This window comes from Caulobacter sp. DWR3-1-2 (assembly GCF_049896225.1).
Taxonomy (GTDB): Bacteria; Pseudomonadota; Alphaproteobacteria; order Caulobacterales; family Caulobacteraceae; genus Caulobacter.
Genome location: NZ_JAFCTW010000016.1, coordinates 73,926 through 98,463, shown reverse-complemented (window position 1 = coordinate 98,463; position 24,538 = coordinate 73,926). Strand labels below are relative to the sequence as shown.

Sequence of the window (24,538 nt, the reverse complement as noted above, 5' to 3'; positions counted from 1 at the left end):
AGCGCCCTGGCCTCTACGCGTCTAGAGGTGGGTGGTCATTGGGGCGATCGAACGCCCCTCGACAACCGGAGCGCCACATGGATCCCGCCGTCGTCGATCTCTCTCGCCTGCAGTTCGCCCTGACGGCGTTGTATCACTTTCTCTTTGTGCCCCTGACGCTGGGGCTGTCGTTCATGCTGGTCATCATGGAGAGCGTGTATGTGATGACCAAGCGGCCGATCTGGCGGACCACGACGCGGTTCTGGGGCACGTTGTTCGGCATCAATTTCGTGCTCGGCGTGGCCACTGGCCTGACCATGGAATTCCAGTTCGGCATGAACTGGTCGTACTATTCGCATTATGTGGGCGACATCTTCGGCGCGCCCCTGGCCATCGAGGGGCTGATGGCCTTTTTCCTCGAAGCCACCTTCGTAGGCCTGATGTTCTTCGGCTGGGACAAGCTGAAGCCCGTGACCCACCTGGGCGTGACCTTCCTGGTCGCCCTGGGCACCAACCTGTCGGCCCTCTGGATCCTGATCGCCAACGGTTGGATGCAGAACCCGGTCGGCGCGGCCTTCAATCCAGACACCATGCGCATGGAAGTCACCGACTTCAGGGCGGTGATCTTCAATCCCGTGGCTCAGGCCAAGTTCGTGCACACGGTCAGCGCCGGCTACACGATCGCAGCGGTCTTCGTGCTGGGCGTTTCCGCCTTCTACCTGCTGCAAGGCAAGTACAAGAGCGTCGCCAAGCGATCGCTGACCGTGGCCGCCGCCTTCGGCCTGGCCTCGTCTTTGTCGGTGGTCGTGCTTGGGGACGAGAGCGGTTACGCCCTGACCGACAACCAGAAAATGAAGCTCGCGGCGCTGGAAGCCATGTGGGAAACCGAGCCCGCCCCGGCCGGCCTCACCGCCTTCGGCATCCCTGACCTGAAGAACCGCGTCACCCATGCCGAGATCAAGATCCCCTATGTGCTCGGCCTGATCTCGACCCGCAGCCTGGACCGCCCGGTGGCCGGCATCTTCGAACTGGTCGCCCAGGCCGAGACCCGCATCGAAAGCGGCGTCATCGCCTATGACGCGCTGGAGAAGCTGAAGGTCACGCCCACCGACCTCGCCGCGCGGGGCGTGTTCGAGACCCATCGCCGCGATCTTGGCTACGCCCTGCTGCTCAAGCGCCATATCGCCGACCCGCGGCAGGCCGATCACGCCCTGATCGCCAGCACCGCCTGGGACACCGTGCCCAATGTGCCGGTGATGTTCTGGGCCTTCCGGATCATGGCGGGCACCGGCCTGCTGATGATCGCCCTGTTCGCCACCGCCTTTGTCTTGGTGAGCCTGCGCAAGCACGAGACCCGATGGTTCCTGCGCCTGGCGGTCATCGCCATCCCCCTGCCGTGGATCGCCACCGAGCTGGGCTGGGTGCTGGCCGAGGTCGGGCGTCAGCCCTGGGCGGTGGAAGGCGTGTTGCCCACCTTCCTGTCGCCATCCAGCCTCAGCGTGCCGCAGATCCTGACCAGCATCGTTGTCTTCACCCTGCTCTATGGCGCCCTGGCGGTAGTCGAGGTCGGGTTGATCCTCAAAACCATCAAGAAGGGCCCGTTCGCCGAGCAGGAAGCCTTCCCATCAGGCCACGGCGCCCCCGCCGGCGAAGCCGTGGCCTAGGAGAACCAGATCATGGACCTTCCTCTCGACTATCCGACCCTGCGGGTCATCTGGTGGGCCCTGCTGGGCATATTGCTGATCGGCTTTGCTTTGACCGACGGCTTCGACATGGGCGTGGGCGCGCTGCTGCCCTTCGTCGCCCGGACCGACGAGGAGCGGCGCATGGTGATCAACACTGTCGGCGCCACCTGGGAGGGCAACCAGGTGTGGTTCATCACCGGCGGGGCCTCGATCTTCGCGGCCTGGCCGCTGGTCTACGGCGTCAGCTTCTCGGGCTTCTATCTGGCGATCTTTCTTGTGTTGGTGGCGATGATCCTGCGGCCGGTGAGCTTCAAATACCGGTCAAAGCGCGCGGATTCGCGTTGGCGGACCTTTTGGGACTGGGCGCTGTTCACCGGCAGCTTCGTGCCGGTCCTGGTGTTCGGTGTGGCGGTCGGCAATGTGCTGCAGGGCGCGCCGTTCAAGCTGGATGGCGACCTGCGTAGCACCTATTATGGCGCCTTCTTCGGCCTGTTCACCCCGTTCACCCTGGTCTGCGGCCTGCTGTCGGTCGCCATGCTGGTGCTGCACGGCGCGGCCTGGCTGGGGGTCAAGGCCGAAGCGGGCATGGTGCAGGATCGAGCCCGCCGGTTCGGGACCGGCGCGGCGATCGCCAGTCTGCTGCTGTTCCTGGTCGGGGGCCTGCTGGCCATGCGCCTGGGCTTCCGGATCGAGGGCGTGATCAACCCGGCCGCGCCGTCCCACCCGTTGCGGACCATGACGGTCGCGGCGCCGGGCGCCTGGTTCGACAACTACGGACGCCATCCCTGGATGCTGATCGCACCGATCCTCGGCTTCGCCGGCGCCTTGGCCGCCCTATTCGGGTTGTGGAAGCGGTCCACGCTGCTGGCGTTCGGCGGCTCGTCGGCCTCGGCGACGGGGATCATCGCCACGGTCGGGTTGTCGATGTTCCCGTTCATCCTGCCCAGCACCATCGACCCGCGCTCCAGCCTGACCGTTTGGAACGCATCGTCCAGTCACCTGACCCTGTTCATCATGCTGATCGTCGTCGTGGTGCTGCTGCCCGTCGTGCTGCTCTACACCGCCTGGGTCTACAAGGTGTTGTGGGGCCGGACGAGCACGGCCGCCCTGAAGACCGATCCGTCGCTCTACTGAGGAGATATAGCCATGTGGTATTTCACCTGGATCCTGGGCCTTGGCCTGGCTATCGTCTTCGGGGTGCTGAACGGCGTCTGGTACGAGTTCAACCTGACCGATGACGGGGACCTTGGGGTTTCCGAGCCGGATTAAAGTTTTCCAACCGCTCATCCCGGCGAATGCCGGGACCCAGATCCCAAGCGCCTGGACTGACTGGATAGGCTCGGCGTCTGTGGCGTCAGCGTCGGAGTCATTCCATCTGGGTCCCGGCATTCGCCGGGATGAGCGGCATTTGTGAGGCGTTCCGCGACAATTCGGCGCGTGGCGATGACCACCCCATTAACCGTTATTAAACGACGATCGCGCTCTTCTGGCCTCCGACGCGAAACCGGATTTCGGCCTTTCGCCGCAAGACCTTTTCGCCTCGGGGATGACCATGACCGACCAAGCCGAACCCGCCCTGGAGCTGATCTCGTTCTGCATCGGCGAGCAGGAGTTCTGCATTGACGTGAAGACGGTCCGCGAGATCCGCGGCTGGACCCCGGCCACCCCGATCCCGCACGCTCCGTCGTTCCTGAAGGGCGTCATCAACCTGCGCGGCGCGATCATGCCCGTTATCGACCTGCGCAACCGCCTGGGCTTGGGCGTGACCATCCCCGAGACCCGCCACGTCATCGTCGTCGTCGAATGCCAGGACCGCCTGGCAGGTATCTTGGTGGACGCCGTCAGCGAGACCTTCTCGGTGTCGCGCGACCACCTGCAGCCGACTCCGGACCTCGGCGCGGACGAGCTGCGCTTCATCCAGGCGATCATCTCGCTGGACAGCCGCCTGATCACCTATCTGAAGATGGACGACGTCTTCCCGGCCCAGGTCAGCCGAGCGGCTTAGACCTCGCTTCATCGCGAACGAAAAAGGGCGGACCGCGAGGTCCGCCCTTTTTGATTCCCAGGGATCGGTGGACTACTGCCCGCGCACGATCCGCGCCGCTGCGGCGTGGAAGCTCGCCTCGGCTTCCGCGGCGGCCGCCACCGCGTTGTGGCGGTCGGCCGAGACCAGCATCGGCGCGCGGCCGGTGGTTGGGACGGCGTAGCTCTGAGCGACCTTGCGGGAGTCCTGGGCGCGAAGAGCGGCGTTGGACGCGGTGGTCTCGTGCCAGTGGGCCAGCTGCTCAGCGGTCAGGGCGCCGTCGGCCGGCACGTCGCCGTGGTGCACCACTTCGCCAAAGCCGATGGCCACGAAGCCATGGATCACGCCGTAGTCCTCTTCGGACAGCAAGAAGGTGATCTGCCGCTCCTCGACCTGGCCGGTATAGTCGTTCATCTCCGGATCGAACTCGCGCAGCACCAGCACGTCGCCGACCGCGAACTCGCGGTCGTTGCGGCGAATCTCGAAGCGCTTCTTGCCCAAACGCAGGGCCGCGAAATATTGCGGCCAGGTCTTCAGTTCGTGACGGGTCATGGGGGACTTCTGCGGGTGTTCGGGAAATAGGAAGGCGTGGTCTCAGACACCGGATCGGGCTGTCAGGTTAAGGCGGGAGCATGGGGTTGTGGACTCTAAAACGCCGTTTCCCCGGCGAAGGCCGGGGCCCAGATGGAATGGCGGTGGGGCTGACGCCAATAGCGCCGCGCTCATCCAATCAACCACACCGCCTTGGGATCTGGGTCCCCGCCCTCGCCGGGAAAGCGGACTAGGTTAGCCCAAACAGACCCGGGCGATCTCGGCGCGCAGTTCCGGCAGGCCGTCGCCCTTTTCGGACGAGGTGGCCAGCACCTTTGGGAAGGCGGCAGGCCGCTTGGCGATGGCCTTCTGGGTGGCGGTGACCACGGCCTCGACCTCGGCCGGCTTGATCTTGTCGGCCTTGGTCAGGACGATCTGGTAGGAGACCGCCGCCACGTCCAGGGCGTCCAGGGCCTCGGTGTCCACGGCCTTGAGGCCATGGCGCGCGTCGATCAGCAGATAGACCCGCTTCAGGTTCACCCGCCCACGCAGATAGGCGCGGCCCAGGTCCTGGAACTTGTCGGCCACGGTCTTGGACACCCGTGCGAAGCCATAGCCCGGAAGGTCGACCAGCCGCAGCTGCTCGGCCAGCACGAAGAAATTGACCTCGCGCGTGCGGCCAGGCGAGTTCGAGGCCCGGGCCAGGTGGTTCTGGTTGACCAAGCCGTTGATTAGGCTGGACTTGCCGACATTGGAGCGGCCGGCGAAGGCCACTTCCGGGAAGTCGGACGTGGGCATGCCGTCCATCTTCACCGCGCCCATCATGAACAGGCAAGGCTGGGCGAACAGCACGCGGGCTGTCTCGATTTCGTCGTCGGTGAAGGCGAGTTCGTCGATCATCAGGTCGCCTCGGCGGTGGTCTTGCCGCGCAGACGGTCGATCACCTTGTCGATCGGGTTCTCGACCTTGTAGCGGTGCATGATGATGTACTGCTGCAGGATGGTCAGCACGTTGCTCCAGCACCAGTAGATCACCAGGCCCACGGCGAAGCCCGACAGGGTGAAGGTGAAAATCAGCGGGAAGAACTGGAAAATCTTCTGCTGGATCGGGTCGCCGGCCGGCGGGTTCATCGAGGTGGTGAGCCACATGGTGATCCCGTAGAGGATCGGCCACAGGCCCAGGTGGGCGATCGAGGCGCCGAGGAAGGGCAGGGTGGAGGGGTCCCAGGGGATCAGGCCAAACAGGTTGAACAGCGTGGTCGGCTCGGGCGCCGACAGGTCCTTGATCCAACCGAAGAACGGCGCGTGCCGCATCTCGATGGTCACCGTCAGCACCTTGTACAGCGAATAGAAGATCGGGATCTGGATCAGCATGGGCACGCAGCCCATCATCGGGTTGATCTTCTCCTTGCCGTACAGCGCCATCATTTCCTGCTGCTGTTTGGCCGGATCTTCCTTGTGCTTGACCTTCAGTTTTTCGACCTCGGGGGCGATCTTCTTCATCTTCGCCATCGACTCGTAGCTCTTGTCGGCCAGCGGGAAGAGGATGAGCTTCAGGGTCACGGTCAGCAGCAGGATGGCGACGCCGAAGTTGCCGACCAGCTTGTAGAAGATCTCCAGGATATTGAAGATCGGCTTGGTGAAGAACGAAAACATGCCCCAGTCGACGGCCCAGTCGAAGCGCGGGATCTCGACCTTGGGACGGTCCCAGAACTTCCACCAGACCACAGGCTTGCCGCCGTACTGATAGCGGGTGATCAGCGGCACGGTCTTGGCGCCGGCGAACAGGCGGGTGCTGTGGGTAATGGTCTGGCCGGGGTTCAGCGCCTGGGTGGCGCCCAGGAAGTTGGACTCATAGATGTCCACGCCGCGCGACTGGGTGACCCGGAACCGACCGCTGATCATCTCGGACTGGTCGGGGATCAGCGCCGACAGCCAGTATTTGTCGGTGATGCCGATCCAGCCACCCTTGGATTTCAGGTCGTTCTGATCGGGCTTGTCCTTCTTCCACTTGGGGTACTTGGCCTTGTCCTGCAGGATGTACTTGTCGTCGGTCACGCCGCCGAGCACGCCGATGCCGCCTTCGTAGACGATCTGGGTCTTGCCCAGGGTGGCCGGGATGCCTTGGCGTTGCACCGAGGCGTAGGGCGCCAGGGCCACAGCCGCGCCGGCCTGGTTACGCACGCCGTCGGTGACGGTGAACATCGCATCGGCGTCGACCGAGATGAGGCGGGTGAACACCAGGCCCTGGCCGTTATCGTAGGTCAGGGTGACGGGCGTGTCGGGGCGCAGCACCTGTCCCGGCGCTGCGGTCCAGACGGTCTGGGCGGTGGGCAGGCCGGGGAGGTTGGAGCCTACCCAACCGAAGTCGGCGAACCAGGCGAACTCCATCCCCTCGGGGCGGAACAGCTCGACCGGGGCCGAGGTCTTGGAGAGCTCCTGGGTGTAGCGCTTCAGCCAGAGGTCGTCGATGCGAGCGCCCTTCAGGGCGATCGAGCCCGACAGGGCCGGGGTGTCGACGGCGATGCGCGGGCTCTGGGCCTTGGCGTCTTCGCGCGACAGCTTCACTGACTGCGGCGCGCCGTTGGGGCCGAGCGTCATGCCGGGTTGCAGCGCGACCTGGGCTTCGGCGATCTTCTTGGCCTGCAGGGCCGCCGCGGCCTTCTTCTGCTGCGGCTCCATGTAGAAGAAGTTGTAGCCAATCAGGATCGCGAACGCGCAGACGAGAAAGATCAGCGTGTTCTTGTTGTTGTCGTTCGGCTGCATGGATGACTTAACCAGAAACGGAGGAATCGGACGCGGTGGGGGCGTGCGGAGCGGGCTGCTGACCCGGGCCCGCGCGATCGAGGTCGGCGGCGAGGCTTATCAGCGCGGTTTTAACGTCGTCAAGCAAACGTCCCCAAGCCCGCTGGCCGGTGCCGCCGCGAGCAATGAACACATAGTCGCACGAAGGGCGACCATGAAGGGGAAGAAGTAGCCTGGCGGCCTCGCGCAGGCGTCTTTTGGCGCGATTTCGCTGAACCGAGCCGCCGATCTTCTTGGTGGCGGTGAATCCCACGCGGATTTGCGGATCGTCGTCGTGACGGGGGCGCATCTGCATGAACACCGCGCCACGCGCCAGGGCCGGGGCCTTGGCGGCCTTGAGGAACTCAGGGCGCTTCTTGAGGCGCTCGATCTTCACGGACGCCGGGGTCTGGGACGGAAGCTGGGCTTCGGTCATGAAAAAAGCCGCCCTTTCCGGTGCAGGCGCTGAGCCTGTTTCGAGGAAAGGGCGGCTTCTGTCATGGTCTTGATCCCGCCCACTCTTGCGAAGAAGGAGGGAGGAAGTCTGTTAGGCCGTCAGGCGCTTACGGCCCTTGGCGCGGCGACGCGCGACGATCTTTTGGCCGTTCTTGGTGGCCATACGCACGCGGTAGCCGTGACGGCGGGCTCGCACGAGCTTCGACGGCTGGAATGTCCGCTTCACGAGGTGGCTCCGATATTAGTTGGGCGCGGAAGCCGCTAGGCCCCCGCGAGTGAGGGGCGGTGGATAAGGGAAGGGGCGGGCGCTGTCAACATGAGTCCCGACTCTTAGGTCCGTGAGGCTCCGAGCCCGCGCGGCGCCGGTTCGCCTCCCTGTGCCAGGCTCCAAGACCGGTTGCGCGATAATTCATCCCAACCGATGATTGGGGCAGGGTTTGGGGCGCTGTCGGTCTGTCGGCGGATCAAACGGGCACGGGACGACAAGGCATGCATGTGGTTCAGGGCATCGGTGACGCTTCCGATCCGGCCCTGCCGGGCTCGATGCTCGACGCCTTGTCCTCCAATATCGCGATCCTGGACAGCGACGGCCGCATCGTCGCGGTGAACGAGGCCTGGGCCCATTTCGTCACGCTCAGTGATTTCGACCTGGAAAACCTTGGCCTGGGAGCGGATTACATGTCGCTCCCCAACGCCCTCCATGCGAGCGACAGCGCCGCCATCGACGAGGGTCTTCGGGCGTTGTGGGGCAACGAGCCGAGTCCCTTTCGGCTCGAATACGAAACCGGCGGCGCGGTGGGCCGGTATTGGGTCCGGCTTTCCGCCGTCAGGGTTGGCGAGGGCGAGAAGCCCTTGCTGATCGTGTCGCACGAAGACATCACCCCCCAGCGCCGCGCCCAGGCCGCCCTTGGCCGGGCGACGGCGGCGCTACTGCATGCCGAGGACGACGAACGCCGCCGTATCGCCCGTGAACTGCACGACGGCACGGCCCAATACCTGACCGGCGCCAATCTGATGCTGGGCAACCAGAAGGTGGAAGGGCGCGCCGAGGAAATCCGCATGGAGGTGAAATCCCTGCTGACCAGCGCCTTGGATGAGATTCGCAGCCTGTCCTATGTGCTGCATCCGCCGGCCCTGGAGGAGCTGGGCCTGGGCCTGGCGTTGCGGCAACTGATCGACGGTTTCGCCCGGCGCACCAGCCTGTCGATGCGCATCGATATCGCCGACGATTTTCCCAAGATGAACGCGGCGACCGAGATCGCGCTTTATCGCGTCGCCCAGGAAGCCCTCGCGAACGTCCACCGGCACTCGGGCAGCTCCATGGCCACGATCAGCCTGCGCCTGGCCGGTGAGATGGTGCTTCTGTCGATCCGCGACTACGGCGTTGGCTTGGCCAGCGAGGATTCGCTGACCGGTGGCGTTGGCCTGGCCGGCATGCGCCTGCGCCTGGAATTCCTGAACGGCCACGTCACCCTGACCCAGGGCCTGCCCGGCGTCTTGGTCGAGGCCTGGGTGCCCTTCCTCGCCAAGAACGCGGCCGGGGCCTAGAGGTCAGGCCGGATCACGGCCTTGCCGATCACCTGGCGCTCGGCCAACAGGTTGAACGCCTCGCGCCAGCGCGCCAGCGGCAGCTCCGCATGGACGTGCGGCGAGATCACGCCCTCATCGGCCATTCTCCAGATCGCCGCCTGGTTCTCCCGGCCCTTTTCCGGAAACCGCCGGCCATACTCGCCGGCCCTGACGCCCATCACCGAAAAGCCCTTGATCAGCGGCATGTTGACCGAGATTGTCGGAATCCGGCCGGCGGTGAAACCGATCACCAGCAACCGTCCGTCGAAGGCGATGCACCGCACGCTCTCGTCGAACACGTCGCCGCCCACCGGATCGTAGATCACGTCGGCGCCTCGCCCGCCGGTGATCGCCTTTACCTGGTCACGGAAACCGTCGGTGACATTGACGACAGCGTCGGGGGCGTAAAGTCGCTCGATCGCCGCCAGCTTGATGTCGGACGCCGAGGCGGCGATCACCCGCGCGCCCAGGGCCTTGGCCAGGTCCACGGCCGCCAGGCCCACCCCGCCAGCCGCGCCGTGGACCAGCACCCACTCGCCGGGCTCCAGCCGCGCCCGGCGCACCAGCGCGACATAGGCGGTCAGATAGGCCGCGCCATAGGCCGCCGCCTCGCTGAACGACAGCCGCGCGGGCTTGGGCTTCAGGCTCTCGGCGCTCAACACCGCATAGTCGGCGAACCCGCCCAGCCGCGCCCCGCCGACCACGGCGTCGCCGATCTTCCAGCCCGTGGCGCCTTCGCCGAGCGCCACCACCTCGCCGGCGACGTCCAGGCCTGGGGTAAAGGGCAGCGGCGGTTTGAACTGGTATTCGCCGCGGGTCATCAGCAGGTCGGGGAAGTTGACGCTAGCGGCCTTCACCGCGACCAGCACCTCGCCTGGGCCGGGCGTTGGCGTGGGCACGTCGCGGATCGCGCAGCCGGCGAAGTCGGGGGCGAGGGTCTCGACGACGAGGGCGCGCATGGTGCTGTTCATGCGCGCCCCCAAATTCCGCTCATCCCGGCGAATGCCGGGATCGAGATCCCATGGCGTTTGGGTAATTGGAAAAGCGCTGAGATCATGGAACCCACTGTTGAGCTCTTCCATCTGGGTCCCGCATTCGCCGGGATGAGCGGATAAAAAAGACCTAGACCCGCGCCTCGAGCGCCGCCCGAACCAGCCGCGCGATCTCCCGGCACGCCGCGTCGGCCGCCGGCACGGCCCCGGTGAACGCCGTGAAGCCGTGGGCCAGGGCGTCGTAACAGCGGTAGGTCACCGGCACGCCGGCGGCGGCCAGGCGCTTGGCGTAGGCCTCGCCCTGATCGACCAGCGGGTCGAACCCGGCGGTGATCACCACGGCCGGCGCCAGGCCGGTCAGGTCCTCGGTCTTGTCCGGCGACAGACGCGGATCGGCCGGATTGGCGTCCGGACCCATATAGTGGCCCATGAACCAGTCCATGATCGGCCGGCTCAGCGGATAGGCGTCGCCATAGGTGCTCATCGACGCTGTCTCGCTGGCCACATCGACGGCGGGATAGATCAGCAGCTGCAGGGCCGGCTGGGCCTCGCCCGTTTGCTGCATTTCCTGGGCGACGATGGCCGCGAAGTTACCGCCCATGGAATCGCCGCCGATCGCCGCCGTTCCCGGCGCCGCGCCAAAGCGAGCGGCGTTGTCGCGTGACCAGCGGTAGGCGGCCAGCACATCATCCAGCCCGGCCGGGAAGCGGTGGTCGGGCGCCAGGCGGTAGTCAACCGAGATCACCGCCGTGCGGCAGGTCCGCGCCAGAATCCCGCAGAAGGCGTCGCAGGTTTCCAGGTCGCCGATCACGCCTCCGCCAAAGTGGGCGAAGACGATCAGGGGCGCGCCGCTGTCCTGGTCGGCCGGGCGATAGGCGCGCAGGTTCAAGGGGGCTACACTAGCCTCCCTGGACACAGGCCCATCGATTGAGAGGTTTTCGGTGCGCACGCCCGGCTCGGGCGGCCCGCTCATGGCGGCCAGGCCTCGGGCGCTGGCGGCCCGTGCCTCGTCGGGCGCCAGGCTGGTGATCGACGGCATCTTGGCCGCCGCGTGGCTGAGGAACTGGAAGCGCGGATCCAGGGTTCGCCCGCCACGATAGACCACACCGCCGCCGGACATCGCTCGCAGCACCGGGCTGGGCAGCGACATCAGGGCCTTGAGGATGAACTTCTGGACGGCGGGATCGGCCATTTGGGCTCTTTCTTATGGAAGGCGCGGCTTCAGGCGTGAGGCAGGGCGGGCAGGCCGCCGAGGATCATCTTGACGGCGAAATCGGCGGCGCCGGCCACGTCGATCGGGCGACGCTCCAGCATCTTGTCGCCGATCTCGCGGGCGATCGCGATACAGGCGGCGGCGAAGTAATCCAGATCGACCGCCGGGGCGTGGTCGTGCTCCAGAACCTTTGCCAGGGCGGCATGGACCTCGTCGAACACCGCGACGATTTCGGGCGTGGGGCGGGCATGGGGAAAGACCTCGCCGGCCGGCCGGTTGACCCGCCAACTCTCGTGCTCGCCTTCCAGAAACTCAAAATAGGCCCGGACCGCGCCGCGCAGAAAGCCCTCGAAGTCGACGGCCCGTTCGGACTCGGCCCGCAGGATCGGCCGGAAGCGGCGCGCCCCGTCGTCGGCCAGGGCGTCGAACACTTCCTCCTTGGACTTGTAGTAATTGTAGAAGGTGCCCGAGGCCAAACCCGTGCGGCGGATGATGTCGCGCACGGTGGCGGCCTCGTAGCCGAGGTCGCCGAACACCGCGCGCGCGGCGTCGAGGATCGCCTGGCGGTTGGCGACCTTGGTGCGCTCGCGCTTCCCGGGCTTATGGTCCTCGAGAACCGGTCGGACGGGGAAATAGGCGATGTTCGACATCGGAACGCGACTCGTGACGAGGCCCAGCTGACGCCCCGTCATGATTTCAGCCTCATTCCGCCGCCAGGGGCAAGGCCTCGACGGCGCGCGCTGCGATTGAAAGCCTGTTGCCGGCCGCCTTCGCCCGCCTTTCACCCGCCGAAATCTCCTTTTTCAGGTCGGCGCAATAGACGCCGAAATCGACCTGTATGGTGTGACGGGCCGAGGCGTAATACTGGCCGGTGTGGCGCTCCTCGTCCTTGGCGGTGATGCGCTGCATGTCTGCGATCGCCGGGAGTGCGTAGCGGCCAGTGAGGTATTCGGCGACCAGCTTGGACTGCTGCTCGGCGAAATTCACCAGGGTCGGCAGGGCCTGGGCCAGGCCCATGTAGAAGAGATTGGGCGTCCCGGGCTTCATCATCCGCTTGAATAGCGGCAGGCGGTGATCGGCGTCCGGAACCAGGGCCGGCTCGGCCAGGAAGGGGAAGCTGATCTTGTAGCCGGTGGCGAAGACGATGACGTCGACTGCCTCGACCGTGTCGTCCGCGAAGCGGACGGTCTTCCCCTCCAGCGCCTTGATCGCCGGCTTGAAAGTGATGTCGCCGCAACCGGCCCGGGTCAGGAACTCGCCCGACACCGAGGGGTGGGCCTCCAGCGGTTCGTGGTCGGGCTTGGGCAGGCCGTAGTCTTCCATCTTGCCGACATGCTTGCGGATCAGCGAGCGGACGATCGACAGGCCCAGCTTGCGCGGCATCCAGGGCGGCATGGCCGACTTGTCCGACGGCTTGCCGTTCAGATATTTCGGAAACACCCAGACCCCGCGCCGCGCCGAGACGATCAGCTTGCCGGCGATGGGCCGCTGAGCCAGTTCGCTGGCGATATCCATGGCCGAATTGCCCATGCCGACCACCACGACGGTCTTGCCGCGCATATCGACCGGATCGAAGGGGTCGCTATAGGCATGGGCGTGGAAGGCGACGCCATCGAACGACCCTGGATATTCGGGAATGCGCGGGTCCCAGTGGTGGCCGTTGGCGACGATCAGCACGTCATAGAGCCGGGTCTCGCCGGTCGACAGGGTCACCGACCACAGGCCGTCGTCGGTTCGCGCGGCCTTCTGAACCTTGGTGTTGAAGGTGATGGTCTCGCGCAGGCCGAAATGGGCGACATAGTCCTTGAAGTACTGGAGGACCTGGCTGTGATGGGGGAAGTCGGGCCAGCCCGCCGGGACTGGGAAATCCTCGAAGGCCAGGCGCCATTTCGAGGTGTCGATGTGCAGGCTCTCGTAGCAGGCCGACAGACCGTTGGGGTTCTTGAAGTACCAGTTGCCGCCGATGTCGTCGGAGGCCTCGAAACAGTCATAGGAGACGCCAGCGTCCTTCAGCCGCTTGGCGGTGGTGAAACCGCTACAGCCCGCGCCGATGATGCAGGCCTTTGGCAGCCCCTTCTGAGGCAGTGCTGGGCTCATGGCCCCCTCCCTGACTTATCGTTGTTCAGGAGAGCGTAACAGCGTTAGCCGGACCGTCAAATTGCCGTTGGGTTACTCAGCCGCCCGGGCGCGTGTAGGTGGCCGTACAGCGGCTCTTGCACTGGGCCCACTGGCCGCCGCAGCCGGGATCGTCGCCGGTCGCGCCGCAGAAATAATAGGCCTTGGCGCAGGCGGCCCGGCATTGGCCGGGATCGCGGCCCTGGCGGTTGGCGGCGAACGGCAGCAGCACGGGCAGGACGGGATTGGCCGTCTGGGTCGGTGTCGGTTGCGACGTCACGGCCCGCGGGACCACCGTGGTCGGCTTGGCCCGCACCTGGGCGCCGGCCGGCGTGGCCAGGGCGGCGATCATCAGCAGGCAGGCGAGGGCGCGGCGCATGAAGCCGTGTGTAGCGCGGACAGCTTTAGGTTTGATTAACCACGTTGCAGGCGTGAAGGGCTAAGGCTGCGACGTCGCCAGAAAGTCCGTCAGCCCGTCGGCCAGATGATCGAACATCGTCCGCATCCGCAGGGTGCCGCGCAGGTCCTCGTGCATCACGAGCCAGATGCCGAGCGAAAAGCGGATCAGGCCGGGGCAGACGGGGATCAGGTCGGGCTCCCGCCGCGCGATCCCGTGCTGGACGAAGCCCACGCCGAAGCCGGCGCGCACGGCGGCGAGCTGCGCCAGATCGCTGTCTGCCCGGAACGCGAAGCCGTTGCGACTCAGGGGCAACCGCTGGGCAAGGTCCCTCAGAAAGGGGTTGCCGCGATCGAAGCCGACCAGAGGGTGGTCCTGAAGCTGTTCCAGGGTGGTCGGCGCGCCTTCGGCCTCGACATAGCGGCGATGGGCGTAGAGGCCCAGATAGGTGTCGGCCAGGCGGCGGGCGACCAAGGCCTCCTGGGTGGGGCGGACCATGCGCACGGCGATGTCGGCCGCGCCGCGCAGCATGTCCTGTTGTTGATTGTCGAGGGCCAGCTCGATGATCACGCCGGGGTGCAACGGGCGATAGGCGGCCAGGATCCGGGGCAGCACCTCGGCGCCGATGATCTCGCTGGCGGTGATGCGAACGACGCCACGCGCGGTGTCACCCGCTCCCGAAGCGGCGCGGGCCATGGCGCTGGCGGCCCCGGCCATGGCCTGGGCGTGCGGGGCCAGCTCAAGGGCGGCGTCGGTGGGCTTGAGGCCCTGCGGCGAGCGGGTGAACAGGGCCAGGCCCAAGGCGCGCTCAAGTTCAGCGACTTGTCGGCCCAGGGTCGGCTGGGTCAGACCCAAGGTTCGAGCGGCGGCCGACAGGCTGCCCTCGGTCAGCACGGCCAGGAAGGCGCGATAGAGACTCCAATCGGGATCGTTCATGCATTCTTGCATAGCAGATCAACAAGGTTCGCCAATTCCTGTTTATCTGATTGAGGCGCAGTTTGGGGTCATCAGATTTCACGGGAGACCAACATGACCTCGACTTCACAACCCATCGCCCTGGTGATCGGCGCGGCCGGCGGCATCGGCGGCGAAGCGGCCAGCGCCCTGGTTCGCCACGGCTGGACCGTCCGCGGCCTCACCCGTCGCGACCAGCCCGCCAAGGCCGGTATCGCCTGGATCGCAGGCGACGCCATGGTCGCCGCCGACGTGGCCCGCGCGGCCCAGGGCGTTTCGCTGATCGTCCACGCCGCCAACCCGCCCGGCTACAAGGACTGGGACAAGCTGGTCCTGCCGATGCTCGACAACACCATCGCCGCGGCCAAGGCCAACGGCGCGCGGATCCTGCTGCCGGGCACGGTCTATAATTTCGGCCTCGACGCCTTCCCGCTGATCGACGAGACCGCGCCGCAGGCGCCCGCCACGCGCAAGGGCAAGATCCGGGTCGAGATGGAGCGGCGGCTGAAGGCGGCGTCGGCGGATGGCGCGCCGGTGCTGATCGTCCGGGCCGGTGACTTCTTCGGCCCGCACGCCGGCAACAACTATTTCGGCCAGGCGGTGGTCAAGCCGGGCGCGCCGCCGACCTCGGTGGCCGAGCCGTCGGCCAAGGGCGTCAGCCACGCCTGGGCCTATCTGCCGGACCTGGCCGAAACCATGGCGCGCGTGCTGGATCGCGCCGACCGGTTGGGGTCGTTCGAGGTGTTTCACTTCAGCGGCCACCAGTTGGCCTGGGGTGAGATGGGGGCGTCGATCCGTCGGGTGTTGGGCCAGCCCAAGCTGCCGATCAAGGCCTTCCCCTGGTGGATGATCGTGGCCCTCTCGCCCGTGGTGCCGGTCTTCAGCGAGATGGCCGAGATGCGCTACCTGTGGCGCGAGCCCATGGCGCTTATCGACGGCAAGCTGCGGGCGTTTCTGGGCGAGGTCCCGCACACGCCGCTCGACGTCGCGATGGCGGTGAGTCTGAGGGGGCTGGGGTGTCTGGAGAGCCATCCCGTCGCGGGAGCGCCCGAGGCCGGCCGTGCCGCGACGCAAAGCTGAGGCTTACGGCGCCACGGATTGTCAAAGGCATTGCCACGATCGGGGACATGCATCTGTGCATGTCCCCAGCCGCTTAAAGGGCTTCCGAGGCGCAGCCTCTATTTCAGCTTCTCGATCAGCGCCATGGCGGCGGCCGGATTGCGCACCTTCGCCCCGGCGATGAAGTAGGCGTAGACGTCGCCGCGCTTGGCCCAGGCCTGGGCTCGCTTGGCGATGGCGTCCAGATCGTCCGAGGTCATGCCGGTGGGCTCGCTCTCGCGGCTCGACATCAGGCGGGCATAGGTGAAGTCGGCGGTCGGCTGGTCGATGCAGGGCCAAGTCGGCTCCTCGTCGTCCTCGGCATAGACGATGGCCGCGCCGTACTGGGCGGCCAGGTCGTAGAATTCCTGGGTGGCGAAGGTGGGGCTGCGGACCTCCAGGGCGTGGCGCGCCGGCCGGCCGCCGATTTCCTTGGGCAGCAGCTTCAGGAAGCCTTCGAAATCGACCGGGTCGAACTTCTTGGTGGCCATGAACTGCCAGTTGATGGCGCCCAGCTTGGCGCCCAGCGCCTCCAGCCCCTGGCTGAGGAATTTCTCCAGCGAGTCGTTGTTCTCCGACAGCACCTTGCGGTTGGTGCAGTAGCGGCTGGCCTTGACCGAGAACACGAAGTCGTCGGGCGTCTCGGCATGCCACTTCTGCCAGCTGTTGGGCTTGAAGGTGGAATAGTAGGTGCCGTTGATCTCGATGCTGGTGACGTGGCGGCTAGCGTATTTCAGCTCGTCCTTCTGCTTCAGATCATCGGGATAGAAGGGGCCGCCCCGCCAGGGCTCGTAGGTCCAGCCGCCGATGCCGGCGCGAATGGTTCCGGGCATGAGTGTTCTCTTCCTGTTCTGGCGGCACGTTAGGTTAAGGGTTTGAGTTTGAGCAAGAGGAAACCGGATCACTGGCCCCCACCTGACGGCTTCGCCGTCTGTCAGCGGCGAGGGGGCGGAGCCCTGCGCTTAAGCTCTTCCCCCTCTGGGGGAAGACGATCGCGAAGCGATCCGTAGGAGGCAGGTGATCAACATTCCACCCGGTTGACCGACAACCCCACCGCCAGACCCCCCAACGAGGTCTCCTTGTAAATCTCGCTCATGTCCTCGCCGGTGCGCTTCATCGTGGCGATCACCTTGTCGAGCGACACCGAGTGCTGACCATCGCCCAGCAGCGCCAGCCGCGCGGCGTCGATGGCCTTGATGGCGCCCATGGCGTTGCGCTCGATGCAGGGGATCTGGACCAGGCCGCCGATCGGATCGCAGGTCAGGCCGAGGTTGTGCTCCATGCCGATCTCGGCGGCGTTTTCGATCTGCGCGTTGGTGCCGCCGAGCGCCGCGCACAGCCCGCCGGCCGCCATCGAGCAGGCCACGCCGACTTCGCCCTGGCAGCCGACCTCGGCCCCGCTGATCGAGGCGTTGCGCTTGTAGAGCGCGCCGATCGCCGCCGCCGTCAGCAGGAACACCCGCACCTGCTGCGGCGTGCCCTGGTGGAAGCGGTGGTAGAAGCGCAGCACCGCCGGGATCAGGCCGGCCGCGCCATTGGTCGGGGCGGTGACCACCCGGCCGCCGGCCGCGTTCTCCTCGTTGACCGCCATGGCCCACAGGTTGACATAGTCCATCGCCGCCAATGGATCACTGAATTGGGGGTCGCTGATCTGGCGCTCCATGCGGCCCTGGATGGTCTGATGGATCTGGAGGGCTCGCCGCTTGACGTTGAGCCCTCCGGGCAGGACGCCGCTCTCGCGCATGCCGCGGTCGATACAGGCCTCCATGGCCTCGAAGATGCGGTCGAGCCCAGCGGCCAGCGCGTCCTCGTCCATCCGGACAAGCTCGTTGGCGCCCATCACCCCGGCGATGCTCAGGCCGGCGTCGGCGGCGCGTTGCAACAGGTCGGCGCCGCTCTCGAACGGGAAGGGGACTTCTGGCCCTTCCTCTGGCGGGGTGTTGCGGCCCATCTCGCTCTCGTCGCGCACGAAGCCGCCGCCGATCGAGAAATAGGTGCGCTCCGCCAGCGTGACGCCAGCGGCGTCGAAGGCTGTGAAGGCCAGCCCGTTGGGGTGCTGCGGCAGGCGTTCGTGGCCGGCCCAGACGATGTCGCGTTCGGCGTCGAAGCCGATGCCGACCTCGCCGCCCAACATGATCCACTGGTTGGCGGCGGCCTCGACCAGCGCCGCCTCGCCGGCGTCGGGGTCGAGTTGGGCGGGCACGAAGCCCATCAGGCCCAAGACCACCGCCCGGTCGGTGGCGTGGCCGCGACCGGTGAGGGCCAGGGAGGCGTAGAGGCGGATTTTGACCCGCGCCGTTGTCGCCAGTTGGCCGGCGTCACGCAGACGGCCGACAAACAGGCCGGCGGCCGTCATCGGCCCCATGGTGTGGCTGCTCGACGGGCCGACGCCGAGCTTGAATAGGTCGAAGACGGAGGCTGTCATGGTGTGGTTTCACAAAACGCGTTTGCGTCCGCGAATTACGATCGGGGACATAGGCATGTCCCCGTCCGCGTCCCGAACGGCAGAAGTCTACTTCCGATCCGCCTTGGTCGTGTCCCGCAGCGCCTTGAACTCCGAGCCCGCCTGCCATTCCGGCCAGACCCTCGAATTAGCCAAGTCCGCGCCCACTTCATAGAACAGTCCTATGTCCTGGGCCTGGCCGGTCAGGTCCCAGTCGGCTCGCCATTCGTCGGCGGGCTGGTGGTAGCGGTTGGTGGTGTAGTCTTCCTCGCCCTTCTGGCCGGCTTCCTTGCCGCCCACGACCAGATCCTCGCCCGAGCCAACCGAGATGGCCGGCACGCCGCGCTTGGCGAACGGGAAGTGGTCCGAGCGATAGAAATGGCCGGCCTGGGGCGAAGGGTCGGGCGTGAAATAGCGGCCATGGGCCTTGGCCTTGGCGACCAGCAGGTCCTGCAAATCCACCTTGCCGTCGCCCGAGGTGGTGATGTCCTTGGCCGGGCCGGTGGCCGACAGGGCGTCGATGTTCAGGTCACCCACGGTCTTGGACAGCGGATAGAGCGGGTTGGCGGCGTAATATTCCGAACCCAGCAGGCCGCGCTCCTCGGCGGTGACGGCCAGGAACAGGATCGAGCGCTGCGGGGCCGGCTGGCTCTTGAAGGCGCGGGCGGTTTCCAGGATGGCGGCGACGCCATCGGCGTTGTCGATCGCGCCATTATAGATCTTGTCGCCGCGCGCGTCGGGCGCGCCAACGCCCAGATGGTCCCAGTGGGCGCTGTAGATCACCGTCTCGTCGGGACGGACGGAGCCCTTGATGCGGCCGGCGATGTTCTTCGACACGATCACCGAGTGATCGACGGCGTAGGCGGCCGAGAAGGTCGCGCCTTTCAGCTCGACCGGCTTGAAGTCGCGGCTCTGGGCTTGCTTTTTCAGGGCCTCGAAGTCGAGATGGGCGGCCTTGAACAGCTCGACCGCCGCGTCACGCTGGATCCAGGCCTCCAGGTTGGGGTGGCTCTTGGCCGGCTCATTGCGCACAATGTCGAACATCGTCGCGCCGTTGGAGTTCTTGACCGTCGCCCAGCCATAGGCGGCCGGGGCGGTTTCGTGGACCACCAGCACGCCGGCCGCGCCCTGGCGGGCAGCCTCCTCGTACTTGTAGGTCCAGCGGCCGTAATAGGTCATGGCCTTGCCGCCGAAGTCACCCCCGTCCTTGGTGTTTGGGCCGGTCTCGAAGTCGGGGTCGTTGATCAGCACCACCAGGACCTTGCCCTTCAGGTCCAGGCCCTTGAAGTCGTCCCAGTGACGCTCTGGCGCCTTGACGCCATAGCCAACGAAGACCAGCGGAGCGTCCTTGATGGCGACGCTGTCGACATTGGTCATGGCCGCGCGGATGGCGATCTGCTCGTTCCGGGCCAGGGGCACGGTCTTGCCGCCGATCGTGAAGTGGGCGTCGACAGGGCCCTTGATGTCGAACTTGCCCAGCGGCACGTCCTGGGTCCAGGCGCGGGTCCCGTCCTTCTGCGGATCGCCGGCCGGCTCCAGGCCGATGGCCTTCATCTGCTCGACGATATAGCCGACCGCCTTGGTCTCGCCGGCCGTGGCGGGGCCCCGGCCCTCGAACGCGTCGGACGACAGGACCTTGATGTGGGCCGACAGCTTTGCGGGGTCAATCTTGGGCGTATCGGCCGCCCCTTGCGCAAAACAAGGATGCGCCAGCATGGGAGCTACGATCAGGGCGGTCGCGAGCAGCAGGCGTTTCATCGGGCCTCTCTTTTGGAGTAGATCTTTATCGTTGGGGCGGACCCTAGCTGGCTTCTCCTCACCCGCAAAGCGGGGGAGAAAAAGTCAGATCTCTCCCGCCAACACCCGCGCGAACAGCGCCGGATCGACGTTTCCGCCCGAACAGACGATGGCCGCCGTCTGGTCCTTCAGGTCGATCTTCCCCGTCAGCGCCGCGGCGAGCGCCACACAGCCGCCCGGTTCGACCACCAGTTTTAGCACCGAGAAGGCGTAGCGCATGGCCTCGGCCACCTCGGCGTCGGTGACGGCGACGATACCCGACAGATTCTGGCGATTGATCGGCCAGGTCAGCTCGCCGGGGATCAGAGTTTGCAGCGCGTCGCAGATCGAGCGGGCGCCCGTTTCGATGGTCTCGCGCCGCCCGGAGGCCAGGGAGCGGCGGGTCTCGTCGAAGCCGACCGGCTCGGCGCCCCAGACCTCTGTCTCCGGCGACAGCGCCTTGACCGCCGTGGAAAGGCCGGCGACCAGCCCGCCGCCGCCGACGGGCGAGAGCACCCGGTCCAGCTCGAGCCCGAGCGCGCGAGCCTGTTCGACGATCTCCAGCCCCACCGTGCCCTGGCCGGCGATGATGTACGGGTCGTCATAGGACGGCACGACCACGCAGCCGCGCTCGGCGGCGATCTCTGCGGCGATGGCGACGCGGTCCTCGGTGAAACGGTCGTAGAAACGGATCTCGGCCCCGAAGCCGCTCGTGCCCTCGACCTTCACGCTGGGCGAGTCGGACGGCATGACGATCAGGGCCGGACAGCCGATGATCCGGGCCGCCAGGGCGACGCCCTGGGCGTGGTTGCCCGATGAGAAGGCCACCACCCCGCGCTGGCGCTCGTCGTCGCTTAGCCGCGACAGGCGGTTATAGGCGCCGCGGAACTTGAACGCCCCGGCCCGCTGCAGGGTCTCGGGCTTGATGAGCACTCGCCCGCCCAGGCGTTCGTTAAGCGCGGGGCTCTCGACTAGCGGCGTGCGCACCGCCAGGCCGACCAGGCGGGCGGCGGCGGATTCGATGTCGGAAAAGGCGATGGCGAGGGCGTCGGTCATGCACGAGGGTCTAACGCCGCCTCAGCGCGATCGAAACCCTTTGCGAGCCGCGCCGTTCACGCCATAAGAGAAAAACACACGACTTTGCTGGGGAGCATTCCGTGAAGAAAGCCCTGTTCGCCATGGCGGCCTGCATCGCCATGACCGTCGCCGGGCCCGCCCTGGCCGGTGAAGCCTTTGTCGGCGTCTACAAGCACGACGTGACGTTCCTGGGTGAGGCTGTCGGCCTGGGCGCCGCCGGGCGCGAGGACGGCGTCGATGTCCATCTGGGCTATCGCACCAACCGCATCGAGAGCCTGCGTTGGCTGGGCAAGCCGCAGGTTCACGCCTTCGTCTCGATCAATAGCGAGAACACCTCCAACTTCGTCGCCACCGGCTTCGACTGGCCGATCGAGCTGGGCGCGCCGGGCGGCTTCTATCTGCGGCCTGGTTTTGGCCTGGCCTATACCGACGGCGCGGCTGGCCTGCCGCCGGTCAACCAACCGGGCATCTCCCAGGCCGAGATCGATCGCCGCCTGGTGCTCTACAACACCCGCATCGACTTCGGCTCCAAGGTGCTGTTCGAGCCGGAACTGGCCCTGGGCTACCGGTTCAACGACCGGGTGTCGGCCGAACTGTCCTATACGCACCTGTCGAACGGCCAGATCTTCCACCAGGGCAAGAACCAAGGGCTTGACGACGTGGGTGTGCGGCTGGTTTACGCCTTCTGACGTGGCGGGGTTCGGTGATCCGGGCCCTACGGTCGCCCAGGCTTGGGCCGCCCACAATTGAATTCAACGTCCGCGGTCGAGTCCTGTCGAAGGGTCGCGTGACGTCACCGGGCAGGTGACAAGGCATATCTAGACCATGGCCAATGTGACCGTAGTCGGCGCCCAGTGGGGCGACGAGGGCAAGGGCAAGATCGTTGACTGGCTCAGCAACCGGGCCGACGTCGTCGTCCGCTTCCAGGGCGGCCACAACGCTGGCCATACCCTGGTGGTCGATGGCAAGGTCTACAAGCTGGCCCTGCTGCCCTCGGGCGTCGTGCAGGGCAAGCTCTCGGTCATCGGCAATGGCGTGGTGGTCGATCCCTGGCACCTGCTGAGCGAGATCGACAAGATCGCCGAGCAGGGCGTGGTGATCACCCCCGACCTGCTGGTCCTGGCCGACAACGCCTGCCTGATCCTGCCGCTGCACAAGGACCTGGACCAGGCCCGCGAGGCCGCCTCGACCCAGAAGATCGGCACCACCGGCCGCGGCATCGGCCCGGCCTATGAGGACAAGGTCGGCCGCCGCGCCATCCGCGTCGCCGACCTGGCCGATCCCGAAGCCCTGAAGCCGAAGATCGAGCGCCTGCTCGCCCACCACGGCGCCCTGCGTCGAGGCCTGGGCCTGCCCGAGGCCGATGGCGACGAACTGTTCGACGCCCTGCTGGCCGTCGCCCCGCGCGTGCTGGCCTACGCCCAGCCGGCTTGGCGCCTGCTGGACAAGGCCCACAAGGACGGCCGCCGGATCCTGTTCGAAGGCGCTCAAGGCGCCTTGCTCGACGTCGACCACGGCACCTATCCGTTCGTCACCTCGTCCAACACCGTGGCGGGCCAGGCCTCGGCCGGGTCGGGCATGGGGCCCTCGGCGACAGGCTATGTGCTGGGCATCGTGAAGGCCTACACCACCCGAGTCGGCGAAGGCCCGTTCGCCGCCGAACTGGACGACGAGGTGGGCAAGCACCTGTCGACCGTCGGCCGTGAGGTCGGCGTCAATACCGGCCGGGCCCGGCGCTGCGGCTGGTTCGACGCCGTTCTGGTGCGCCAGTCGGTGGCCATCAACGGCATCCATGGCGTGGCGCTGACGAAGCTCGACGTTCTGGACGGCCTGAAGACCCTGAAGATCTGCGTCGGCTACAGGATCGGCGACAAGGTCTTCGACTACCTGCCAGCTGGCATGCGCGACCAGAAGGCCGCCCAGCCGATCTACGAGGAGATGGACGGCTGGAGCGAAAGCACCGCCGGCGCCCGCTCGTTCAAGGACCTCAACGCCAACGCCGTCAAGTACGTGCGCCGGGTCGAGGAACTGATCGGCGCGCCCGTCGCCCTGCTGTCCACCAGCCCCGAGCGCGACGACACCATCCTGATGCGCGATCCCTTCCAAGGCTAGGCGCTACAAGGGGTTTCCACGGCACAGTTAGCGTTTGCTTAGCAGGCGATGGTTTATGACGGCGGCTCCTTAGGGAGTTCGCCGTCCGTGGCCGCAGCGCGTCGCCTGATGAAATCCGCCAACAAGACGGATCGCTTGACGCGCAGCCTGCGTGCGCTTGAGCGCACCGCGTCGACCAGCCGCGTGCTCAATCTGCTGGCCATAGACGCCCGGAGCGGACACCGGTCCGAACATGGCGAAGCGCCGATGTTCCGCAACCGGGTGCTCAACACGGCCCTGGTGATCAAGCACCGCCTGCGCACCGACGACATCTTCCTGTTCGACGAGATCAAGCCGACCGCCACCAAGATCATCATCCCGTTCGAACGCAGCGACCTGGGCCTGGGCGGCCAATCCTTCTTCGTCGGGCAACGCGGCTGGATCGACCTGCTGCGCGAGGCCTGTAACGAGCACAGCGACATGGCCCGCGACCTGGCCATGCTGCGGATGATCGACCAATTACCGTCGCTCGATCCGTTCCTGTTGCGCGAGCACCTGCGTCGCAACGGCTTGCTGGTGGCGCCCTGCTACTTCGCCCTGTCAGGCGGCGACATGGAGCAGATGCAAACCTTCGTCTCGGTGCAGATCTCGCAGCTAATCAACCTGGCCTTCCAGGAAGCTGGCCGCATCGTCCCGGGCGCCTACGCCGCGCGCCTAGTCGAGGCCTTGCTGTCCACCGACGTCGATGAACGCCTGGAGCCGCTGCGCGAGACCCTGGTCATGGACGGCGACAGTTTCAAGGAGGGCGTCTTCAGCTGGAAGGGCTTCCTTTACTACAAGTGGATGCTGTCCCGCCTTTGGCCGGAGCTGAACACCGTGGGCGGCGAAATCGCCCGGCTGACGGTGACCGGAAATCGGGACGCCGACACGGGTCGCTATATCGAGGACACCCGCACGCGTCTGCGGCATGGCATCGTTTCCGAGCGCAAGGCGATCATGCGCGCGCTCGACGTCTATGACCGCGCCTTCGAGGACCTGATCGACAACGGCAAGCCCAAGGCGTTCCGCGAGTTTCTGTTGCGCGCGCCGGACATGTTCCTGAGCCTGGGTGAAAAGGTCGGGGTCATCGCCCACATCGCCAGCTTCTGGCGCTATCGCTTCCCTCTTGGCCAGCCCTTGGTCTGTGACGTAAACGAAGCGGTTGATATTCTGCAAGACTTCGACTCCGGCCTCAGCACCAGTATCGGGTTCTGAAGCCGGTTCATTTGCCGAGCCGCCCGCCATAGACAATCGGTCGCGGAAACGCGGCATCAAGTGGTTTTTTACAGTCACCGTCATAATGTGGCGGCCGGTCAT

At 66.4% G+C, this 24,538-nt stretch carries 24 protein-coding genes; 9 read left to right on the top strand and 15 right to left on the bottom strand.

Features of this window, described 5'->3' with window-relative positions:
* Positions 1-77: 77 nt before the first annotated feature.
* From ACP696_RS18915 to ACP696_RS18900, 4 genes are all read left to right on the top strand, one after another.
* Positions 78-1,643, top strand: a complete 1,566-nt coding sequence (locus ACP696_RS18915) for a cytochrome ubiquinol oxidase subunit I (protein ID WP_426014273.1) — start codon at positions 78-80, stop codon at positions 1,641-1,643.
* A 12-nt stretch (positions 1,644-1,655) separates the two neighbouring features.
* A complete protein-coding gene (gene cydB / locus ACP696_RS18910) occupies positions 1,656-2,798 on the top strand; it encodes a cytochrome d ubiquinol oxidase subunit II (RefSeq protein WP_426014275.1) in 1,143 nt (380 codons plus the stop codon).
* A 12-nt stretch (positions 2,799-2,810) separates the two neighbouring features.
* Positions 2,811-2,933 carry a cytochrome bd-I oxidase subunit CydX gene (gene cydX, locus ACP696_RS18905; protein WP_426014277.1) on the top strand — a complete coding sequence of 41 codons (123 nt, stop codon included), beginning with the start codon at positions 2,811-2,813 and terminating at the stop codon, positions 2,931-2,933.
* Positions 2,934-3,216: 283 nt separating this feature from the next.
* Positions 3,217-3,669 carry a chemotaxis protein CheW gene (locus tag ACP696_RS18900; RefSeq protein ID WP_426014279.1) on the top strand — a complete coding sequence of 151 codons (453 nt, stop codon included), beginning with the start codon at positions 3,217-3,219 and terminating at the stop codon, positions 3,667-3,669.
* 72 nt (positions 3,670-3,741) lie between these two features.
* Here the strand turns inward: ACP696_RS18900 and ACP696_RS18895 are convergent, their stop codons facing one another.
* From ACP696_RS18895 to rpmH, 5 genes are all read right to left on the bottom strand, one after another.
* The gene (locus tag ACP696_RS18895) at positions 3,742-4,239 is read right to left on the bottom strand and encodes an ASCH/PUA domain-containing protein (protein ID WP_426014280.1); all 498 of its coding nucleotides are present in this window, start codon (positions 4,237-4,239) and stop codon (positions 3,742-3,744) included.
* Positions 4,240-4,473: 234 nt separating this feature from the next.
* Positions 4,474-5,118: a ribosome biogenesis GTP-binding protein YihA/YsxC gene (yihA, locus tag ACP696_RS18890; RefSeq protein ID WP_426014281.1), complete on the bottom strand. Its 645-nt coding sequence runs from the start codon at positions 5,116-5,118 to the stop codon at positions 4,474-4,476.
* Entirely contained in the window at positions 5,118-6,983 is a 1,866-nt protein-coding gene (gene yidC, locus ACP696_RS18885) for a membrane protein insertase YidC (protein WP_426030367.1), read from the bottom strand. Before yidC ends, yihA begins: the two co-directional genes overlap by 1 nt.
* A 7-nt stretch (positions 6,984-6,990) precedes the next feature.
* Complete coding sequence (gene rnpA / locus ACP696_RS18880; protein WP_426014283.1) at positions 6,991-7,437, bottom strand: ribonuclease P protein component; 447 nt, start codon at positions 7,435-7,437, stop codon at positions 6,991-6,993.
* A gap of 111 nt (positions 7,438-7,548) precedes the next feature.
* A complete protein-coding gene (rpmH, locus tag ACP696_RS18875; protein WP_035043203.1) occupies positions 7,549-7,683 on the bottom strand; it encodes a 50S ribosomal protein L34 in 135 nt (44 codons plus the stop codon).
* Between the two features lie 263 nt (positions 7,684-7,946).
* Here rpmH and ACP696_RS18870 point away from each other — a divergent pair, with 263 nt between their 5' ends.
* Positions 7,947-9,005 carry a histidine kinase gene (locus ACP696_RS18870; protein ID WP_426044164.1) on the top strand — a complete coding sequence of 353 codons (1,059 nt, stop codon included), beginning with the start codon at positions 7,947-7,949 and terminating at the stop codon, positions 9,003-9,005.
* Here ACP696_RS18870 and ACP696_RS18865 read toward each other — a convergent pair.
* From ACP696_RS18865 to ACP696_RS18840, 6 genes are all read right to left on the bottom strand, one after another.
* Entirely contained in the window at positions 9,002-9,997 is a 996-nt protein-coding gene (locus ACP696_RS18865) for an NADPH:quinone oxidoreductase family protein (protein ID WP_426044163.1), read from the bottom strand. The genes ACP696_RS18870 and ACP696_RS18865 overlap by 4 nt on opposite strands.
* A 151-nt stretch (positions 9,998-10,148) precedes the next feature.
* Positions 10,149-11,210, bottom strand: a complete 1,062-nt coding sequence (locus tag ACP696_RS18860) for an alpha/beta hydrolase (protein WP_426044162.1) — start codon at positions 11,208-11,210, stop codon at positions 10,149-10,151.
* A gap of 29 nt (positions 11,211-11,239) precedes the next feature.
* Positions 11,240-11,881: a TetR/AcrR family transcriptional regulator gene (locus ACP696_RS18855; protein ID WP_426030412.1), complete on the bottom strand. Its 642-nt coding sequence runs from the start codon at positions 11,879-11,881 to the stop codon at positions 11,240-11,242.
* Between the two features lie 52 nt (positions 11,882-11,933).
* Positions 11,934-13,328, bottom strand: a complete 1,395-nt coding sequence (locus tag ACP696_RS18850; RefSeq protein ID WP_426044161.1) for a flavin-containing monooxygenase — start codon at positions 13,326-13,328, stop codon at positions 11,934-11,936.
* Between the two features lie 76 nt (positions 13,329-13,404).
* A complete protein-coding gene (locus tag ACP696_RS18845) occupies positions 13,405-13,725 on the bottom strand; it encodes a hypothetical protein (protein WP_426014292.1) in 321 nt (106 codons plus the stop codon).
* A gap of 60 nt (positions 13,726-13,785) precedes the next feature.
* A complete protein-coding gene (locus ACP696_RS18840) occupies positions 13,786-14,679 on the bottom strand; it encodes a LysR family transcriptional regulator (RefSeq protein WP_426014295.1) in 894 nt (297 codons plus the stop codon).
* A 93-nt stretch (positions 14,680-14,772) separates the two neighbouring features.
* On the opposite strand from ACP696_RS18840, the gene ACP696_RS18835 reads away from it, so the two are divergent.
* Positions 14,773-15,777: an NAD-dependent epimerase/dehydratase family protein gene (locus tag ACP696_RS18835; protein ID WP_426014297.1), complete on the top strand. Its 1,005-nt coding sequence runs from the start codon at positions 14,773-14,775 to the stop codon at positions 15,775-15,777.
* 98 nt (positions 15,778-15,875) lie between these two features.
* Here the strand turns inward: ACP696_RS18835 and ACP696_RS18830 are convergent, their stop codons facing one another.
* The 4 genes from ACP696_RS18830 to ACP696_RS18815 form a co-directional block, all read right to left on the bottom strand.
* Positions 15,876-16,628 carry a DUF72 domain-containing protein gene (locus ACP696_RS18830; protein ID WP_426014298.1) on the bottom strand — a complete coding sequence of 251 codons (753 nt, stop codon included), beginning with the start codon at positions 16,626-16,628 and terminating at the stop codon, positions 15,876-15,878.
* A gap of 188 nt (positions 16,629-16,816) precedes the next feature.
* On the bottom strand, positions 16,817-18,220 hold the full coding sequence (locus tag ACP696_RS18825) for an L-serine ammonia-lyase (protein ID WP_426014300.1): 1,404 nt from the start codon (positions 18,218-18,220) through the stop codon (positions 16,817-16,819).
* An 87-nt stretch (positions 18,221-18,307) separates the two neighbouring features.
* The gene (locus ACP696_RS18820; RefSeq protein WP_426014301.1) at positions 18,308-19,996 is read right to left on the bottom strand and encodes a M28 family metallopeptidase; all 1,689 of its coding nucleotides are present in this window, start codon (positions 19,994-19,996) and stop codon (positions 18,308-18,310) included.
* 84 nt (positions 19,997-20,080) lie between these two features.
* Positions 20,081-21,070 (bottom strand): threonine ammonia-lyase, encoded by a 990-nt coding sequence (locus tag ACP696_RS18815; protein ID WP_426014304.1) that lies wholly within the window; start codon positions 21,068-21,070, stop codon positions 20,081-20,083.
* 122 nt (positions 21,071-21,192) lie between these two features.
* Here ACP696_RS18815 and ACP696_RS18810 point away from each other — a divergent pair, with 122 nt between their 5' ends.
* The 3 genes from ACP696_RS18810 (at position 21,193) to ACP696_RS18800 (ending at position 24,436) form a co-directional block, all read left to right on the top strand.
* A complete protein-coding gene (locus ACP696_RS18810) occupies positions 21,193-21,780 on the top strand; it encodes an acyloxyacyl hydrolase (protein ID WP_426014728.1) in 588 nt (195 codons plus the stop codon).
* 136 nt (positions 21,781-21,916) lie between these two features.
* Positions 21,917-23,203 (top strand): adenylosuccinate synthase, encoded by a 1,287-nt coding sequence (locus ACP696_RS18805; RefSeq protein ID WP_426014306.1) that lies wholly within the window; start codon positions 21,917-21,919, stop codon positions 23,201-23,203.
* Positions 23,204-23,311: 108 nt separating this feature from the next.
* Positions 23,312-24,436, top strand: coding sequence for a hypothetical protein (locus ACP696_RS18800; RefSeq protein WP_426014730.1), 1,125 nt, complete (start codon positions 23,312-23,314; stop codon positions 24,434-24,436).
* Positions 24,437-24,538 lie beyond the last annotated feature (102 nt).

Coding starts and splice junctions, on each gene's coding strand:
- ACP696_RS18915 (WP_426014273.1), top strand. CDS start 78: ATGGATCCCGCCGTCGTCGATCTCTCTCGCCTGCAGTTCGCCCTGACG.
- cydB (WP_426014275.1), top strand. CDS start 1,656: ATGGACCTTCCTCTCGACTATCCGACCCTGCGGGTCATCTGGTGGGCC.
- cydX (WP_426014277.1), top strand. CDS start 2,811: ATGTGGTATTTCACCTGGATCCTGGGCCTTGGCCTGGCTATCGTCTTC.
- ACP696_RS18900 (WP_426014279.1), top strand. CDS start 3,217: ATGACCGACCAAGCCGAACCCGCCCTGGAGCTGATCTCGTTCTGCATC.
- ACP696_RS18895 (WP_426014280.1), bottom strand. CDS start 4,239: ATGACCCGTCACGAACTGAAGACCTGGCCGCAATATTTCGCGGCCCTG.
- yihA (WP_426014281.1), bottom strand. CDS start 5,118: ATGATCGACGAACTCGCCTTCACCGACGACGAAATCGAGACAGCCCGC.
- yidC (WP_426030367.1), bottom strand. CDS start 6,983: ATGCAGCCGAACGACAACAACAAGAACACGCTGATCTTTCTCGTCTGC.
- rnpA (WP_426014283.1), bottom strand. CDS start 7,437: ATGACCGAAGCCCAGCTTCCGTCCCAGACCCCGGCGTCCGTGAAGATC.
- ACP696_RS18870 (WP_426044164.1), top strand. CDS start 7,947: ATGCATGTGGTTCAGGGCATCGGTGACGCTTCCGATCCGGCCCTGCCG.
- ACP696_RS18865 (WP_426044163.1), bottom strand. CDS start 9,997: ATGAACAGCACCATGCGCGCCCTCGTCGTCGAGACCCTCGCCCCCGAC.
- ACP696_RS18860 (WP_426044162.1), bottom strand. CDS start 11,210: ATGGCCGATCCCGCCGTCCAGAAGTTCATCCTCAAGGCCCTGATGTCG.
- ACP696_RS18855 (WP_426030412.1), bottom strand. CDS start 11,881: ATGTCGAACATCGCCTATTTCCCCGTCCGACCGGTTCTCGAGGACCAT.
- ACP696_RS18850 (WP_426044161.1), bottom strand. CDS start 13,328: ATGAGCCCAGCACTGCCTCAGAAGGGGCTGCCAAAGGCCTGCATCATC.
- ACP696_RS18845 (WP_426014292.1), bottom strand. CDS start 13,725: ATGCGCCGCGCCCTCGCCTGCCTGCTGATGATCGCCGCCCTGGCCACG.
- ACP696_RS18840 (WP_426014295.1), bottom strand. CDS start 14,679: ATGAACGATCCCGATTGGAGTCTCTATCGCGCCTTCCTGGCCGTGCTG.
- ACP696_RS18835 (WP_426014297.1), top strand. CDS start 14,773: ATGACCTCGACTTCACAACCCATCGCCCTGGTGATCGGCGCGGCCGGC.
- ACP696_RS18830 (WP_426014298.1), bottom strand. CDS start 16,628: ATGCCCGGAACCATTCGCGCCGGCATCGGCGGCTGGACCTACGAGCCC.
- ACP696_RS18825 (WP_426014300.1), bottom strand. CDS start 18,220: ATGACAGCCTCCGTCTTCGACCTATTCAAGCTCGGCGTCGGCCCGTCG.
- ACP696_RS18820 (WP_426014301.1), bottom strand. CDS start 19,996: ATGAAACGCCTGCTGCTCGCGACCGCCCTGATCGTAGCTCCCATGCTG.
- ACP696_RS18815 (WP_426014304.1), bottom strand. CDS start 21,070: ATGACCGACGCCCTCGCCATCGCCTTTTCCGACATCGAATCCGCCGCC.
- ACP696_RS18810 (WP_426014728.1), top strand. CDS start 21,193: ATGGCGGCCTGCATCGCCATGACCGTCGCCGGGCCCGCCCTGGCCGGT.
- ACP696_RS18805 (WP_426014306.1), top strand. CDS start 21,917: ATGGCCAATGTGACCGTAGTCGGCGCCCAGTGGGGCGACGAGGGCAAG.
- ACP696_RS18800 (WP_426014730.1), top strand. CDS start 23,312: ATGAAATCCGCCAACAAGACGGATCGCTTGACGCGCAGCCTGCGTGCG.